16 protein-coding genes are annotated in these 15,141 nt (G+C 59.0%); 8 read left to right on the top strand and 8 right to left on the bottom strand.

What is annotated here, in order from left to right; translation table 11 throughout:
• Positions 1-153 precede the first annotated feature (153 nt).
• Positions 154-2,097 carry a DNA topoisomerase III gene (locus AB4N41_RS24010; RefSeq protein WP_460138117.1) on the bottom strand — a complete coding sequence of 648 codons (1,944 nt, stop codon included), beginning with the start codon at positions 2,095-2,097 and terminating at the stop codon, positions 154-156.
• A 192-nt stretch (positions 2,098-2,289) separates the two neighbouring features.
• Between AB4N41_RS24010 and AB4N41_RS24005 the strand changes: the two genes are divergently transcribed.
• Positions 2,290-2,652 carry a DUF427 domain-containing protein gene (locus AB4N41_RS24005; RefSeq protein WP_024013262.1) on the top strand — a complete coding sequence of 121 codons (363 nt, stop codon included), beginning with the start codon at positions 2,290-2,292 and terminating at the stop codon, positions 2,650-2,652.
• A gap of 52 nt (positions 2,653-2,704) precedes the next feature.
• Here AB4N41_RS24005 and AB4N41_RS24000 read toward each other — a convergent pair whose 3' ends face one another.
• Both AB4N41_RS24000 and AB4N41_RS23995 read right to left on the bottom strand, forming a co-directional pair.
• A complete protein-coding gene (locus AB4N41_RS24000; protein ID WP_252876483.1) occupies positions 2,705-4,327 on the bottom strand; it encodes an MFS transporter in 1,623 nt (540 codons plus the stop codon).
• Between the two features lie 132 nt (positions 4,328-4,459).
• On the bottom strand, positions 4,460-6,121 hold the full coding sequence (locus AB4N41_RS23995) for a GMC family oxidoreductase (RefSeq protein ID WP_252876482.1): 1,662 nt from the start codon (positions 6,119-6,121) through the stop codon (positions 4,460-4,462).
• A 133-nt stretch (positions 6,122-6,254) separates the two neighbouring features.
• Between AB4N41_RS23995 and AB4N41_RS23990 the strand changes: the two genes are divergently transcribed.
• Both AB4N41_RS23990 and AB4N41_RS23985 read left to right on the top strand, forming a co-directional pair.
• Positions 6,255-7,166: a LysR family transcriptional regulator gene (locus AB4N41_RS23990; RefSeq protein ID WP_150635036.1), complete on the top strand. Its 912-nt coding sequence runs from the start codon at positions 6,255-6,257 to the stop codon at positions 7,164-7,166.
• 34 nt (positions 7,167-7,200) lie between these two features.
• Positions 7,201-7,680 carry a GNAT family N-acetyltransferase gene (locus tag AB4N41_RS23985; RefSeq protein WP_056789243.1) on the top strand — a complete coding sequence of 160 codons (480 nt, stop codon included), beginning with the start codon at positions 7,201-7,203 and terminating at the stop codon, positions 7,678-7,680.
• 99 nt (positions 7,681-7,779) lie between these two features.
• Here the strand turns inward: AB4N41_RS23985 and AB4N41_RS23980 are convergent, their stop codons facing one another.
• The 3 genes from AB4N41_RS23980 to AB4N41_RS23970 form a co-directional block, all read right to left on the bottom strand.
• Entirely contained in the window at positions 7,780-8,883 is a 1,104-nt protein-coding gene (locus AB4N41_RS23980; RefSeq protein WP_252876481.1) for a DNA alkylation repair protein, read from the bottom strand.
• A gap of 2 nt (positions 8,884-8,885) precedes the next feature.
• On the bottom strand, positions 8,886-9,491 hold the full coding sequence (locus tag AB4N41_RS23975; RefSeq protein ID WP_150635039.1) for a glutathione S-transferase: 606 nt from the start codon (positions 9,489-9,491) through the stop codon (positions 8,886-8,888).
• A 61-nt stretch (positions 9,492-9,552) separates the two neighbouring features.
• Positions 9,553-10,461: a MurR/RpiR family transcriptional regulator gene (locus AB4N41_RS23970; protein WP_460138116.1), complete on the bottom strand. Its 909-nt coding sequence runs from the start codon at positions 10,459-10,461 to the stop codon at positions 9,553-9,555.
• A 403-nt stretch (positions 10,462-10,864) separates the two neighbouring features.
• On the opposite strand from AB4N41_RS23970, the gene AB4N41_RS23965 reads away from it, so the two are divergent.
• The 3 genes from AB4N41_RS23965 (at position 10,865) to AB4N41_RS23955 (ending at position 13,416) form a co-directional block, all read left to right on the top strand.
• On the top strand, positions 10,865-11,269 hold the full coding sequence (locus AB4N41_RS23965) for a TraR/DksA family transcriptional regulator (RefSeq protein WP_016775095.1): 405 nt from the start codon (positions 10,865-10,867) through the stop codon (positions 11,267-11,269).
• 229 nt (positions 11,270-11,498) lie between these two features.
• Positions 11,499-13,103, top strand: coding sequence for a methyl-accepting chemotaxis protein (locus tag AB4N41_RS23960; protein WP_460138115.1), 1,605 nt, complete (start codon positions 11,499-11,501; stop codon positions 13,101-13,103).
• A gap of 109 nt (positions 13,104-13,212) precedes the next feature.
• On the top strand, positions 13,213-13,416 hold the full coding sequence (locus AB4N41_RS23955; RefSeq protein ID WP_016775093.1) for a hypothetical protein: 204 nt from the start codon (positions 13,213-13,215) through the stop codon (positions 13,414-13,416).
• Positions 13,417-13,422: 6 nt separating this feature from the next.
• Here the strand turns inward: AB4N41_RS23955 and AB4N41_RS23950 are convergent, their stop codons facing one another.
• Entirely contained in the window at positions 13,423-13,662 is a 240-nt protein-coding gene (locus AB4N41_RS23950; protein WP_150741040.1) for a DUF2789 family protein, read from the bottom strand.
• Between the two features lie 49 nt (positions 13,663-13,711).
• Positions 13,712-13,924 carry a hypothetical protein gene (locus tag AB4N41_RS23945; protein WP_236168680.1) on the bottom strand — a complete coding sequence of 71 codons (213 nt, stop codon included), beginning with the start codon at positions 13,922-13,924 and terminating at the stop codon, positions 13,712-13,714.
• Positions 13,925-14,383: 459 nt separating this feature from the next.
• Between AB4N41_RS23945 and AB4N41_RS23940 the strand changes: the two genes are divergently transcribed.
• Together AB4N41_RS23940 and AB4N41_RS23935 are read left to right on the top strand one after the other, a co-directional pair.
• Complete coding sequence (locus tag AB4N41_RS23940) at positions 14,384-14,854, top strand: hypothetical protein (protein ID WP_353956552.1); 471 nt, start codon at positions 14,384-14,386, stop codon at positions 14,852-14,854.
• Positions 14,851-15,048 carry a hypothetical protein gene (locus AB4N41_RS23935; protein ID WP_056789256.1) on the top strand — a complete coding sequence of 66 codons (198 nt, stop codon included), beginning with the start codon at positions 14,851-14,853 and terminating at the stop codon, positions 15,046-15,048. The genes AB4N41_RS23940 and AB4N41_RS23935 overlap by 4 nt, the downstream gene beginning before the upstream one ends.
• The last annotated feature ends 93 nt before the right edge of the window (positions 15,049-15,141 follow it).

The following is a 15,141-nucleotide window of genomic DNA, read 5'->3' as shown; positions in this document are numbered from 1 at the left end:
CGATCGGGGAACGTCTTCATCATGCAAAAGCAAAACGACGCCGTCAACGGTTTTGTAGTGATTATTTTCAAGCACTACATATTGTCGGACAAAGCTGTTTTGGAATGAGAAAAGATCCGTTTCGACAACGTCGAGAAGGGAACCGCGAGGGATTCAGCGAGTCGTCGGACGCGCCGTGCGTTTGCGCGTACCGGCGGTTTTGCTGGCAGTCGACTTGCGCTTTTTTTTCCACGGCGCTGCGGCTTTGCCGGCAGGCGGCGGGCCGCTGATGGTCAGGCTGAGGGCGGAGCAGCGGGTGACCTGCTTGCTCATCCACGCGGCCTGTTTGGTCACGAATTCTTCCAGACTCATCTCGCCGCTCTGCACCATGTCCAGGGCCTGTTCCCAGATCGCCGTGGTGCCAGGGTCGGCGATCGCGCGAGGCACTGCGTCGATCAGGCTGAACGCGGCAGGTGTCGCCGCCAGCGCCTTGCCGTTCTTGACCAGATAACCGCGATCCAGCAGCCCTTGGATGATCGATGCACGGGTAGCTTCGGTGCCGATGCCGGTGGTGTCCTTGAGTTTCTGTTTGAGCAGCGGATCCTCGACCAGTTTGGCGACGTTTTTCATCGCCTTGATCAGATCGCCTTCGGTGTAGGGTTTTGGTGGCTGCGTCCACAGATGCTTGAGATTCACTTTCGACACAGCGCATTCGACGCCCTGGCTGAGGGTCGGCAAGGTTTGCGGTGCTGGTGCTTCGCGGCCCCTGGCCGGTGCCAGTGCTTCGGGCAATGCGCGCTTCCAGCCCGCTTCGATGATCTGCTTGCCCACCGCGCGCAGGGCCTGCCCGTTGCAATCGAAATCGGCCTGGGTGCGATCGTATTCGTGATTGGGCAGGAACTGCGCCAGGTAGCGCGCGCGAATCAGTGTGTACACCGCACGATGCTTGCCGCTCAGGCGTTCAAGATTCTTCGCGGCGATGGTGGGAATGATGCCGTGGTGAGCGCTGACCTTGGCGTCATTCCACGCCCGCGAGCGCCTTTGCGGTTCGAGATAACCCTGCAAGGCTTCAAGGCTCGGATCGGCCTGGCGCAACGCTGTGAGGATCGATGGCGCCTCACTGTGTTGGCTCAAGGGCAGAAAGCCGCAATCACTGCGCGGATAGGTGATGACTTTGTAGGTTTCGTAAAGGGCCTGGGCGATGTCGAGGGTTTCCTGCGCGCCAAGGCCAAGCTTTTTCGAGCAGACTTCCTGCAAGGTGCCAAGATCGAAGGGCAGCGGCGCCACTTCGCGCATGCGCTCGGTCTTCAGCTTGATCACCCGTGCGCTGTCAGCACTGCTGATCGCCGCCGCTGCCTGTTGCGCCAACGCCTGATTAAGGCAGCGATCCTGATCATCACAAATGTCCGACGGCGCGCGCCATTGCGCGGTAAACGCCGTTCCGTCGTGCAGCAAATCCACGTCGATTGCCCAGAACGGTACGGGGACGAAATCGGCGATGCTGCGGTCGCGGTCGACCACCAATCGCAGGGTCGGCGTCTGTACCCGTCCTACCGGCAACACGCCCTGATAACCCGACTGACGGCCCAGCAAGGTGAACAGTCGGCTCATGTTCATGCCGATCAACCAGTCCGCCCGCGAACGGCCCAGCGCCGAGTGATACAGACTGAACGTCTCTGCGCCCGGTTTCAGCGCTGCCAGCGCCTTGCGAATCGATGCCTCGTCCAGTGCCGACAGCCACAAACGGCGGATCGGCCCGCGATAGCGGCAGTGCTCGACCAGTTCCCGGGCGATCATCTCGCCCTCACGGTCGGCGTCGGTGGCGATGATCAGTTCGCTGGCGTCGCCAAGCAGACGCTTCACCGCTTTGTACTGGCTGGCGGTGCGCGGCTTGACGGTCATTTTCCATTTGTCGGGAATGATCGGCAGATCGGCCAGCACCCAGCGCTTGTAGCGCGCATCGTAGGCATCCGGCGGCGCTGTTTCGAGCAAATGGCCGATGCACCAGGTCACTGTGACGTCCGTTCCCAACCAGCAGCCGTCGCCGCGCCGTTTGGCGCCGAGCACGGCCGCAATGTCTTTGGCCTGGGAAGGTTTTTCACAGAGGTACAGCCGCATAGCTACCATCGCTGGTTGGTTTGTGGGAGCGCACAGGATGGCTGGAGTCTGCGACGCGAGCAACTTTTATCTGTATGGATATACAGATAAAACGATTGCCAAACATTTTCGCCGTTCGGCTGCAATCTCAACCAGACCCGAGCCCATCAGCTATACCTGAACCGGTCTCTTCGCCGTCTTCAGGAGAACCCCATGAAAAGCCCCAGCCCCGTGATCAGCGTTGAACAACTCAGCGGCTGCCTGCTGGTGAAATTCCACGGCATCCAGGTCGCCGCGTCCTCCCACGCGCTGATCCTCAACGAAGCCAACTATCCGCCGGTGTACTACATCCCGCGCGAAGACATCGACGAAAAATACTTCGCCCGCACCGACCACACCAGCTATTGCCCGTACAAGGGCGACGCCAACTATTTCAGCCTGCAAGTGCCCGGACATGAGGGTGCCAACGCGGTGTGGACGTACGAAAACCCGAAGGTCTCCGTCGCACCGATCCGCGACTACGTGGCCTTTTATCCGGACCAGGTGACATTCGAAGTGATCAAGGCGGACGCCTGAGCAAAAAAATGGCGAGAGAATCGCTTCCCTCGCCATTGTGTCAGCGGGTTTTTCAGTTTTTGTCGAGATCGATATTCTTCGTCTCGCGCAGACAGATCATCCCCACCACCAGGCTCACCCCGGTGATCAGCACCGGATACCACAGCCCGTAGAAAATGTCTCCGGTGTACACCACCAGCGCAAACGACACGGTGGGCAGGAAGCCGCCAAACCAGCCGTTGCCAATGTGATAGGGCAGCGACATCGAGGTGTAGCGAATGCGCGTCGGGAACAGTTCGACCATCAGTGCCGCCAGCGGGCCGTAGCACATGGCCGAGATGATGATCAGCGCGACGATCAGGGCGACGATCATCGGTTTGTTGATCTGCTGCATATCGGCTTGTTGCGGGTAGCCGGCGAGGGTGATCGCGCCGCGCAGTGCCGCCTCATCGAAACCATCCAGCTTCACGTCGCCGACACTCACTTGCACAGCGCTGCCCGCAGGTGCAGCGACGCTGGAGTAGGGCAGGCCTTGCTTGACCAGGAAGGTCTTGACCTTGTCGCACGGGCTGTCGAATTTGGCCTTACCCACCGGATCGAACTGGAACGTGCAAGTGGCGGGATCGGCGAGGACGGTGATCGGTGCCTGACGGCTGGCCTGATCGATCGCCGGGTTGGCGTAGTGGGCCAGGGATTTGAAGATCGGAAGGTACAGCGCGGTGGCCAGCAGCAGGCCGAGCATCAGCACCGGTTTGCGCCCGACCTTGTCCGAGAGCCAGCCGAAAAAGATGAAGAATGGCGCGCCGATCACCACGCTGATGATCAACAGGCTGTTGGCCACCGCCGGGTCCATTTTCAGGAACTGGGTGAGGAAGAACAGCACATAGAACTGCGCGGCGTAGAAGGTCACTGCTTGCCCGGCATTGATGCTGAACAGGGCGATCAGCACGACTTTGAGGTTTTCCCATTTGCCGAAGGATTCGCGGATCGGCGCCTTCGAGGCTTTGCCTTCTTCCTTCATTTTCAGGTAGGCCGGCGACTCGTGCAGGCTCAGGCGAATCCAGGTGGAAATGCCCAACAGGACGATCGACAGCAGGAACGGAATGCGCCAGCCCCAGACTTCAAACTGGTCGCCGGTGAAGTAGCGGCAACCGAGCACTACCAGCAGCGAGAGCAACAGGCCGAGGGTCGCGGTGGATTGAATCCAGCTGGTGTGGAAGCCACGTTTGCCGATAGGCGCATGTTCGGCCACGTAGGTCGCCGCACCGCCGTATTCGCCACCGAGCGCCAGGCCCTGAAGCATGCGCAGCACCACCAGAATGATCGGCGCGGCAATGCCGATGCTGGTGTAGGTCGGCAGCAGGCCGACGCAGAACGTCGCCACGCCCATCAGAATGATCGTCGCCAGAAAGGTGTATTTGCGCCCGATCATGTCACCCAGACGGCCGAATACCAACGCACCGAACGGCCGTACGATGAAGCCGGCGGCGAACGCCATGAGCGCGAAGATGAACGCCGTGGTGTCATTGACCCCGGCAAAAAACTGCTTGCTGATCACTGCCGCGAGGGCGCCGTAGAGGAAGAAGTCATACCACTCGAACACCGTCCCGAGTGATGAAGCGAAGATGACTTTCTGCGTGGCGTTGCTGGTCTCGGCGCTGCCCGCAGCGTCCAGCGGCTGAACGTGTTCTGACATATCGGTATCCCTCACAGTGATTGTTTTTGTTGTTCCACTGGTGTTGCGTGTCCGGTAATGCGCGATGCCTGAGTCTGGTGATGATTGCTGTGGGAGCGAGCCTGCTCGCGAAAGCTTTTTGCCAGTCAACTCCTAGGCTGAGTGAGCTACCGCATTCGCGAGCAGGCTCGCTCCCACAGGGGAAATATCTACAGGTCTGGACAAAATCAGTTGTGCCGCCTTCTCGGCAATCATCAGCGTAGGCGAACAGGTGTTGCCCGAGGTGATGCGCGGCATGATCGACGCATCGGCAACGCGCAGACCCGGCACACCATGCACGCGCAATTGCGCATCGACCACCGCGTCACCGTCATTGCCCATGCGGCAGGTGCCGACCGGATGGAAAATCGTCGTGCCGATCTTCGCCGCCGCTTCATGCAATTGTTCTTCGCTTTGCAAGCTGTCGCCGGGCAGGTATTCGACCGGTTTGAACGCTTGCAGGGCAGGGGCGCTGACGATGCGCCGGGTCAGGCGAATGGCATCGGCGGCGACGCGCAGATCTTCTGGATGGCTGAGGTAATCGGGCTGGATCAGCGGCGCTGCTTGCGGATCGGCCGAGCGAATCTCGATGCGTCCACGGCTCTGTGGGCGCAGGTCGCACACCGAGGCGGTGAACGCCGGGAAGCTGTGCAGCGGCTCACCAAAGCGCTCCAGCGACAGCGGTTGCACGTGATATTGCAGGTTCGCCGAGGTTTGCTCGGGACCGGAGCGGGCGAATGCGCCCAACTGACTCGGCGCCATCGACAACGGCCCGCTACGGTCATACAGATAACGCAGGCCCATGCCCATCTTGCCCCACACGCTGCCGGCGATCTGGTTCAGAGTGCGGGCGTTTTCCAGCTTGTAGATCAGCCGCAGTTGCAGGTGATCCTGCAGGTTACCGCCGACGCCGGGCAGCTCATGAATCACGCCTATCCCTACGCGTTCGAGCAGCGGCCGCGGACCGATGCCGGAGCGCTGCAGAATGCTCGGCGAGCCGACTGAACCGGCGCACAAAACAATCTCCTTGCGCGCCTTGAACTGTTTGATCTGACCTTCATGCTGCGCGCTGACTTTCGCCGCGCGGCCGTTCTCCAGCAACACACGATCAACCTCGACGCCGGTCAGCACGGTCAGGTTCGCCCGGCTGCGCAGCGGTTTCAAAAAGGCCTTGGCCGCGTTCCAGCGCACCCCGGCTTTCTGGTTGACCTGAAAGTAACCGCAGCCCTCGTTGTCGCCCTGGTTGAAGTCATTGATGCTGGCGATGCCGCTTTGCTCGGCGGCGCTGCGAAAGGCATCCAGAATCGGCCACGACAGGCGCTGCTGTTCGACCCGCCATTCACCCTGATCGCCATGAAATTCAGCGCCGCCGGCAAAGTGGTTTTCGCTCTGTTTGAACAGCGGCAGCACATCCTTCCAGGCCCAGCCCGGATTGCCTGCGGCCGCCCAGCCGTCATAGTCGCCGGCCTGGCCGCGCATGTAGATCATGCCGTTGATCGACGAACAGCCGCCCAGCACCTTGCCGCGCGGATAACTCAGCGCGCGGCCATTGAGGCCCGGTTGTTGTTCTGTTTTGAAGCACCAGTCGGTGCGCGGGTTACCGATGCAGAACAGGTAACCCACAGGAATGTGAATCCAGGCGTAGTTGTCGCGTCCGCCGGCTTCGAGCAGCAACACCCGCTGCTGTGGATCCGCAGAGAGCCGGTTGGCCAGCAAGCAACCGGCGGGGCCGGCGCCGACCACGATGTAGTCGAATTCATCCAGGGACGTCTGCATGCCCTGACCTCGCTTTTTGTTTTTATTGTCGGACACTCTAGTTGTTAGCTTTCGTTAAAAGAATGTTAGTTTTTGCGCAGCCGCTGTGCGTTTTCAAACAGCGTGCAACGACGATAGCCGACAAGGACCCGCCATGTTCGACTGGAACGACCTGCGCTTTTTTCTCGAGCTGCAACGCAGCGGCCGCCTGCTCACTGCCGCGCGCCGGCTCAACACCACCCACGCGACAGTGGCGCGGCATATTGAATCGATCGAGAAAAGCCTCGGCACTGCGCTGTTCGTCCAGCACGCCCAGGGCTATGAGATGACCCCGGCGGGGGAGGCGCTGCTCAAGCACGCCGAAGCGATGGAAAACGTCGCGCTGCTGGCGCAGGAAGAAATCACCCAGTCCACCGCGCCGCTGGGCAAGATCCGCGTCGGCGTCACCGAAGGCCTTGGCATCAAATTTCTCGCCAGTCGCATGATTGGCTTGTTCGAGCGTTATCCGGGATTGGAGGTGGAACTGGTCGCCGTGCCGCGCTTCGTCAGCATCCTCAACCGCGAAGCGGAGATCAGCATCCACCTCGAACGGCCATCCGCCGACATGCTGGTCACGCGCAAGCTCACTGACTATCGGCTCGCGCTTTACGCCAGCCAGACCTACCTCGACAAAGCGCCACCGCTGCATAGCCGCGAAGACCTGGGCCGACATGCGTGGATCGGTTACGTTGACGACCTGCTGTTCAGTCAGGAACTGATGTTCCTCAACAGCTTCTGCCGCAGCCCGCGCGTGGTCTTTCACAGCACCAGCGTCATCGCCCAGCAGGAAGCGGCGCGCTCGGGGTTGGGCATCGCCGTGCTGCCGTGTTACATGGCCGCGTCCGACCCGGATCTGGTGGCGCTGCTGCCGGATGAAAGCATCGAACGCAGCTACTGGATCAGCACGCGGCGGGAGTTGCACAAATCGGTGCGGCTGCGGGTGGTCTGGGATTATGTGGTGGGGTTGTGTGAGGCAGAGCAGGAGTTGTTGCTGGGAAGATCTCAGGTTGGCTCCTCTTTTGCTTGAAAGCGCCAAGGACTTTTAGCAATGGAGAGCAGCAATGAGGGAATGGCTTACCGTTCGCGACATCAATCCGGACACCATGAAGGCCATCAGTGACGGCGTCTTACAGCATGGCCGAGCCTTGTCCGAGGCTCGCGGCGGACAAGCTGAGGCCATCGCCTGTTCGCTGATGGAGAACGGGGCACTAATCGGCGGCGCTTCCGGTAGAACCGAATTCAGGCGTCTGTTTGTCAATTACCTGTGGATCAACGCGCAATGGCGTGGAACCAGGCTGGGTACTCAGGTGTTGCACAAGCTTGAGGCATTAGCGGTTGAAAGAGCATGCGTAGATGCGTTGATCGAAACACTGGATGACGACGTCGCCCGTTGGTACACCCGCTGCGGATACCGATTGATCGCGCACGTGCCTGAGTACTGCGGCCCGTGGAGTCGCCATACGCTGTTGAAAGTGCTTGTGACAACAGGTGCTCCCTCAGGGCTTAATTCGGCGTCCCATACGGAAGTTGGTAACTACTGAGGCGGGAGTTCGTCCATTGTGCTGCCGCGCTCATTATCGATGCACGGCTGCCAGTGCACTGATTCGCGACCGGTTCAAGACCAATCAATGACTCATTTCTCAAATCAAAACCTCAAACCCTGCACTACCCACCACCTTTCCGTTAATCATCACCTGCACTCCATGCCGGCCGGCAAAATGCTTGCGTGTCGTGAAATCCTTGATGACCTGTCTGCGCTGCACAAGCGCCACCCCAAACCCCGGCAATTCCACCGTCTTCAACTTGAATACCTTCCTCGAAACCCCGCCATTCGCCTTCACATACTCAATCGCATAGTCGATCACCAGCCGCTGTTCATGCGCCACCGTCGACTTCACCACAAACGACAACGTAATCGCGTCCCCCAAACTCACCATCGCCGGCTCAACCCGGGCATCCGACAACTCAACCTCAGCCTTCGCCCCCGCGCCAATCACCGTCAGCGCGCGCACGTTGCCCTGTTTGATCAAGCTGCGCAGCGCATGCTTGGCAATCCAGGCGGTGTGCTTGTTATCCAGCGACCAACCTTCAATCGTGTCCAACGCCCACTCCGGATGCACTTTCGTCACATCATTCAAATGATTCGCCACGGACTTGCGCACGTACAAGCTCTCATCCGCCTTCAACCGATTCAGTATCCCGGCGGCCAGCAGCGGATCCGCTTGTACCGCTTCCAACCGAAAGGACCACGGCAGGCGAGGGCGGCTGCCTTCGCTGGCTAGTCGGCGGACGTGATGGTTTTCTTCGCGGGTCCAGTCATGCATTCGTTCCAGCGAGCGCTCGAGGTCGCTGCGCAGAAAGTAACGGATGGCGAATTCGGAGGAGCCGAAGGTGGTGAAGTACTTCAGGGCGTCCATGGAGGTATCGAAGGCGTGCCCGCCATAGCTCGCGACGTAATGCGGCAGGCACATGCTGACGAAGCCGCTGTTCAGCCGTGGCGCGAGTTCGAACAGCACTTCGAGGGAGTCTTCGTAGTCCAGCGGCAACACGGCGTGCAGGCTTTCGGCGACGCGGGCCATGCGTTGCATCACTGATAATTCAGCGAGTCCGTCCTGGGCGTGTTTGAGAAACGCCTTGGCCTTGAATGCCGGGTACACCGCGCTCATTTCGTCAGCGATGTGCTGCAAGCGCTCGGCGTTGAAGATTTCCTTTAACGCCGGGGCGGCGGTGTCGGTGGTGCTCATGGTCAGGTCATCGGTGTGCTGATGAACGCATCGGTGCCTTCTGCGTAGGCGGTGTATTCGGCGATGCGCGCATAGCGCGCGGAGTCGACCTGATCGGGCACGACGAGGTTGGTGAAGCTCCAGGCAACCGCCAGGCTTATGCCGGTCTGGGCGAGGGAGCCGTCGACCGGCAAGTCACTGTGTTCAAGTTCTTTTTCCAGCGCGGTAAATGCGGCAGCGAGTTGGCCTTCAACGCGTTCAACCCAAGGTTGATATTGAATGTCGGCCGGGCGCAAGTTGCGTTCGTAATAAAGCTGCACGGCTTTTTCGCAAGCGGCGAGGCTGAGGCCGATCAGACGCAGGGCGTGGGCGCGTTGTGTGAGATCGCTGGGCAGCAGGCTCTTGCCGGAACTGGCTTCGAGGTAGTCGAGGATGAGGGTCGAGTCCATCAGGACCACGCCGTCGTCGAGGATCAGCGTGGGCGCTTTAACCACCGGGTTGATCTGCTGGAATTGCTCGAAGTGGCGGAACACCGAGACCGACTCGTGTTCGAGGTCAATCCCCAGGCATTTGGCGGAGATTGCTACGCGGCGCACGTAGGGGGAGTCGAGCATGCCGATCAGTTTCATGACGCGTTCCTTCAAGTCGAACCGGTGGGAACGCATAACCTAGCCGAGCCTGAGACAATTGTCAGTCGTCGAATCCGGGTTGTTCGTGAATCTCATCGACATTCAGTTCCAGCCGATAGGCCACCGCCACAAACAGCGCCTGGCACAAACACAGTGTCGCGCTTAGCGAACGAAAGGCCAGCGCACTGCCTTCATTGACCAGCAACACGCTATTGGCAAGTTTTGCCAGTGGCGACAGAGGGCTGTCGGTGATGATCAGGGTATTGGCGTCTTGCTGTTGTGCGAATCGCAGGCAGTGCTGGGTTTCCTTGGCGTAGGGCACAAAACTGATGGCGATGACCAGGTCGTTGGCGCGCACGCTACGCATTTGCTCGCGATAGCTGCCGCCGATGCCGGAGACGAGATGAATGCGTTTCTGCGTGTGCTGCAGGTTGTAAACCAGATAATCGGCGACGGCGAACGAACGGCGGACCCCGACCACATAGATGTCGTCGGCATTGACGATGAGATCGACAGCTTTGGCGAACGCAGCCCCATCCAATTCGCGGCCCAAACGTTCGATGCCCGATAGCGTTGCGTCGATGCACTCGCGGACAAGCTCGCCGCTGTTGGCGGTCTGCGATTTGTTGGCGATCAGGCTGCGGATGCGTTGTTGATAGTTCTGCGCCGGCGTGGCCTTGTGCGTCCAGGCCTGGCGGAACAGCGCCTGCATTTCGCTGAAGCCGCTGAAACCGAAGCGCTGCGAAAAACGCACGATGGCGGACGGATGCACCTCGCATTCACGAGCGATGTCGCTGATGCGGTCGACCATGATTCGCTCGCTCTGCTGGCTAATGTAACTGGCGATACGTTTAAGCTGACGCGGAAGGGCGTCATATTCGTCGCTAATCGTTTGCAGCAGACGCTCGGCAGTGATCGGGGGGCTGGCGAGCGAAAGTTCGTCGGCGGCCGGCAGATCGGGGCAGGGCATAGGACATCCTTCGGGCGGGTTGATCACGCGGTAAGCCTGATCATAGAAGGGCTGCGCGGGCTCTGCCGGGCTGAAACGATGCACCTTGCGAGAATAATCTCGGCTGTCGATGGCGGCATGGTTAGCCGTTTGTCTTCTATATACAGCCGCTGGAGTGAATTTCTTGCTATAAACGCACTCCGATGGCCGTGTGAAGCCTGTGTCAGAGCAGTTTCCTGGTCCTGTCGGACAAATTCCCTGTATTTACAGTTGCTGAGGCCTTGATCGGGCCTTAGACTGCCGCCCCTCGTAAATTGAGTGCCGGGTGGCGTTTGCAATAAAACGATGCCTTTTCGACGGCCGACACGGTTCGCCGAAACGCTCCCTTATTCGCCTTAATGCACGTTTTTTTATAGAGATATCAATGACAAAGGACAAGTTGCTGGCTATGCCGGCAGATGACTACATGAATGCAGAGCAACACGCTTTCTTCACTGAGCTGTTGCAGAACATGAAAGTCGAAACCCACGAGCGCATTGAGCAAAACCGTATCGCCATCGAAAGCCTGGACACCCCGGCTGACCCGGCGGACGCGGCTTCGGTTGAAGAAGAGCGCACCTGGCTGGTCAACGCGATCGATCGCGACCAGCGCATGCTGCCGCAGTTGGAACAAGCTCTTGAGCGCATCAAGGACGACAGCTTTGGCTGGTGCGACGACAGCGGCGAGGCCATTGGCCTGAAGCGTCTGCTGATCAGCCCGACCACCAAGTACTGCATCGAAGCTCAAGAGCGTCACGAGCAGATCGACAAGCACCAGCGTCAGGCCTGATTCTGTGGGGTGACCCTTTCAACAGGGGCGCCTTGAAAAGATCGCAGCCTTCGGCAGCTTCTACACGGAGTTGCGCGAGGCTGCGATCTTTGTTTTTGCTCGTCTGCGCTATTTCCCCCGTCGTTCCATTGACCTGCCACAGACCCCACGACTAACGGACCATGGATAATGGCGTTGTAGTGGCGTTTAATGCAGTCACAACAATGAGAACAAACGTGGGGTGATCAAGATGACGAGAGATGGATCTCTGGTTGCGGCGCTGCCTGCACCAGTGCTTTTGCCGAAAAACCGCTGGATCGCGCCGACCCTGCAAAGCATCGCCCTGATGCTGTTGCTGGCCGGCATGGCTATGGCCGAGTGGTCGCTCTACCTCGGCATGCCGCTGGCGATACTGATTGTCTGGCTGCCGCGCCTGCGTTCGCGCAACGTTCCAGCTGCTGTCCCGGTCGATAGTGCGAGCGCATTGTCCGCACTGACTCGCGATCTCTCCTACACCACCAGTCACAACGCACTGTCAGCCGCCGGCGTGGCGTTCTCGGTCAAGGCGCTGGCGAACAAACTCGAATCGCAACTCGACGCGGCGGCGCAGATCGTCAGCAATGCCGAAGTGATGATCGCCACCGAACAGGCGACTTCACAGCTCAGTCGCGACGCGCTGGACGCCGCCAGCCAAGCGCATCACAGCAGCGCGGCGGGGCGCAGCGAACTGCTCGACTCGATTTCGCGCATGCAGCAACTCAGTCAGCGCGCCAACGCCAGCCGCGAATTGATCGAGGCCCTGAGTGTGCGCAGCGACGACATTCAGCGGGTGACGCTGGTGATCCAGTCGATTGCCAGCCAGACCAACCTGTTGGCGTTGAACGCTGCGATTGAAGCAGCCCGGGCCGGTGAGCATGGTCGCGGTTTCGCTGTGGTCGCCGACGAGGTGCGCGGACTGGCCGCGCGTACGGCGGCGGCCACGGGTGAGGTCGGTGAGATGGTCGCTGACATTCAGCAACGCACCGCACAAGTGGTGGCGCAGATTCGCGAGTTGTCGAGCGATCTGCACACCGGCGTCGAACAGGTCGAGCACACCGGTCAGCATCTGGAAAACATCGCGCGACTTGCCGCCGGAGTGGAAACCCAGGTCAGCGAAATCGCCCGTGGCGCGCAAACCAATCGCGAGCAGCTTGATGCATTGTTCAGCGCGATTGAGCAAATGCGTAGTGATCTGGCGATCAGCGATCAGCAGACCCGCCGCCTCGCCGAGGCCGCTGTGCAGATGGAAGGGCAGGCGGAAACTATCAGCGAGCGCTTGGCCGAGGTCGGCCTGGATGACTATCACCAGCGCATTTATGACTTGGCCCGTGAAGGTGCGAGCCAGATTGCCGCGCGTTTCGAAGCGGATGTTGAACAGGGGCGGATCAGCCTGGATGACCTGTTCGATCGCAGCTACCAGCTGATTCCTGACACCGAACCAGCCAAATTTCAAACCCGCTTTGATCGATACACCGATCAGGTCTTGCCGGCGATTCAAGAACCTTTATTGGCGCGTCATGAAGGGCTGGTTTTTGCGATTGCCTGCACGCAGCAGGGTTATGTACCGACGCACAACCAGGCATTCAGCCAGCCGTTGACCGGTGATGTGCAGGTCGACACGGTGAACAACCGCACCAAACGCAAATTCACTGATCGCACCGGTATCCGCTGCGGCAGCCATCAGCAACCAGTGCTGTTGCAGACTTACACGCGCGATACGGGTGAGCTGATGCATGATTTGTCGGTGCCGATCATGATAAAGGACCGACACTGGGGCGGGTTGCGTCTGGGCTATAGACCTGAGAATCCACGCTGAGATTATTACCGTTGACGCAATGAATCTGTGCACGGCGGTTGCTGTTTCGTCTCGACGGAAAGCATTAATCTGACGACTTAGTTAGGTAGCTAATTATTTCGGAGGGCACATGCAGTGCAGGGTAGACGTGGCAGTGATGATCGGCAGCGGTGTTCCGGCCGGCTTACGCGCGATGGGGCGCAGTGTGTGCTGGGTGGTTTTGCTCAACGGGGAGCGACGCGGCACAGCCTTCGCCAGTCGCGATGAAGCGGAGGAGTGCAAGGCTGCCTGGCTCGAACAACTGAACATCGAGCCCGGCGACAGCCTGCACTGATCGCCCTTATTTACCGCGATGCAGGCGGACGTTCAGCTCATCGACAGTTATCGCTTCTTCGCCGTCCTCACGCAGCCACTCTTTTAGTAGTTGCGCCTGTTGGGGCGTCCAGAAATCGGCATCGATCAATTTGATATCAGATTTCAAAGGGTGGGCTTCGACAAAATTATTGATCGACGCTTCATCGGCCGGTAGGCCCAGCTGTTCGAAAAGGGTGGTCAGGTTATGCTCGGTTGGCAGTTCCATCATCTACTCCTGAATTGGTGTCGGTACGGCTTGTTCGTTCACTCCCTTATCAGAGGCAGGCGCTGGCGCGGAGTTCGATTTTTGATTCAAGCGAGCGGGCAAGGGCGCAGGCTTCGTTGTGATTGCCGCGGAAACCTCTGACACGTCCCGTGGATATCTCCTTGATGTGAAAGAACGCAATACCTGCCGGCACCACTTGAAAGTGCGGGGTTCGATGATTGTTAGAAGATGTCGGAAGGTTGTCGAGGTCGGCAACCTTCATCGTCAGAGATGGGGTGATTCGCGCGTCAGCCGACGTGGCAAAATGAGTCAAAGTGCACATATGAAGTCCTTTTCATCAGTCGGCCGGGATTTAACGGCCGTTGCGGGTAGTCGTAATGAGCATCGCTGCTCTAGAATCGCCAGTACCTGTTGACGACCGGGCTTATCTAAAGCAATTTTTCGCCAGCGATATGTCGGAAAAGTGCTTTTTTTCGTGAGAAATTTCCCTGAAGTTCGTAGTCAGAATTGCTCTAGTCGCACTTGAGGCGTTTTCCTTCAAGCTTTGGCGATTTCAGAGCAGGTTTCACTAATGACAATCCAGTAGTCTACGAACCTCGCGATTCAAGAGTGCTTTGCTCGCTTCGGGTGTTTGAATGTATTTGCAGTTTTCATCGGCCTGGCCGTTTCTTTGCCGTGGGCGTTTTTCGCTGCGCGGTTTTTCAAATGTGGGGATGTTTCTTTGGCAGTCAGTAACCTCGATATGCATGCTTTGTTCGTGCTGGGTGATTTGCGTGCAAAGCTGGTCAAGCAATTCCAATCACGTTTTGTTTACATCACCGAGCAAAACGCCGAAGGCATTTACATCGCCGAAATCGACACCGAAAGTGCATTGGTAGTCGATGACAAACCGGGACTCAAACTCAAGGTTGGCGACCATTTCATCGCGTCAGTTTTGCCCAGCCGTGAAGGCGGCAAGATGGACATTCGTTTTCGCGACATCAAACTGACGGTCTACGGCTTGGGCGATTACGCCTTTGTCAGCACGGCCGACGGTCACGCGATCCTGTTCAGGGAAGGCCATAGCGTCGTCACCGTGTTCGCCGCCAATGAGCAGCTGCAGGAAGGTTTGACCAAAACCCTCAAAGCCGTCACTGCCAAAGCCGCCAAATGGCGCAAGGGCGAACTGGTGACCTTCAAGGCCAGCGAGTGAAGCGCGCGGATTTCCATGCGCAAAATCTCGACAGCGCACGCGAAGAAGCTCAGCGCTTGTTCGCCCGCAAGGCCGAACTGCAAGGTGCCTGGCTGAGTTGGGTGGCGTCGCAGCTATACGCATTGCAACCGGCAGCTTACGCCAGCATGGTCAGACGTGAGCTGCAAAGCCTGCAGGAAAAGTCTGAATCGTAACCTCGCGCGCAGCAGACCCCGGAAAAAGCAGGAACCTCGGCTAAAGTCAGTTGACTGAGTCATTCAGAGGCTTGCGTTCTGTCAGGCCAACTG

This window comes from Pseudomonas sp. S2_A10 (genome assembly GCF_054668465.1).
Note: the sequence above shows the minus strand (reverse complement) of the source record. Positions and strands in the feature narration are given on the sequence as shown.

Bases quoted from the DNA above. Each gene is read 5' to 3' on its own strand.
- AB4N41_RS23945 (WP_236168680.1), bottom strand. From the start codon at position 13,924: ATGAAGGTTGCCGACCTCGACAACCTTCCGACATCTTCTAACAATCAT.
- AB4N41_RS23965 (WP_016775095.1), top strand. From the start codon at position 10,865: ATGACAAAGGACAAGTTGCTGGCTATGCCGGCAGATGACTACATGAAT.
- AB4N41_RS23960 (WP_460138115.1), top strand. From the start codon at position 11,499: ATGACGAGAGATGGATCTCTGGTTGCGGCGCTGCCTGCACCAGTGCTT.
- AB4N41_RS23980 (WP_252876481.1), bottom strand. From the start codon at position 8,883: ATGAGCACCACCGACACCGCCGCCCCGGCGTTAAAGGAAATCTTCAAC.
- AB4N41_RS23990 (WP_150635036.1), top strand. From the start codon at position 6,255: ATGTTCGACTGGAACGACCTGCGCTTTTTTCTCGAGCTGCAACGCAGC.
- AB4N41_RS23995 (WP_252876482.1), bottom strand. From the start codon at position 6,121: ATGCAGACGTCCCTGGATGAATTCGACTACATCGTGGTCGGCGCCGGC.
- AB4N41_RS24000 (WP_252876483.1), bottom strand. From the start codon at position 4,327: ATGTCAGAACACGTTCAGCCGCTGGACGCTGCGGGCAGCGCCGAGACC.
- AB4N41_RS23955 (WP_016775093.1), top strand. From the start codon at position 13,213: ATGCAGTGCAGGGTAGACGTGGCAGTGATGATCGGCAGCGGTGTTCCG.
- AB4N41_RS24005 (WP_024013262.1), top strand. From the start codon at position 2,290: ATGAAAAGCCCCAGCCCCGTGATCAGCGTTGAACAACTCAGCGGCTGC.
- AB4N41_RS23975 (WP_150635039.1), bottom strand. From the start codon at position 9,491: ATGAAACTGATCGGCATGCTCGACTCCCCCTACGTGCGCCGCGTAGCA.
- AB4N41_RS23985 (WP_056789243.1), top strand. From the start codon at position 7,201: ATGAGGGAATGGCTTACCGTTCGCGACATCAATCCGGACACCATGAAG.
- AB4N41_RS23970 (WP_460138116.1), bottom strand. From the start codon at position 10,461: ATGCCCTGCCCCGATCTGCCGGCCGCCGACGAACTTTCGCTCGCCAGC.
- AB4N41_RS23950 (WP_150741040.1), bottom strand. From the start codon at position 13,662: ATGGAACTGCCAACCGAGCATAACCTGACCACCCTTTTCGAACAGCTG.
- AB4N41_RS24010 (WP_460138117.1), bottom strand. From the start codon at position 2,097: ATGCGGCTGTACCTCTGTGAAAAACCTTCCCAGGCCAAAGACATTGCG.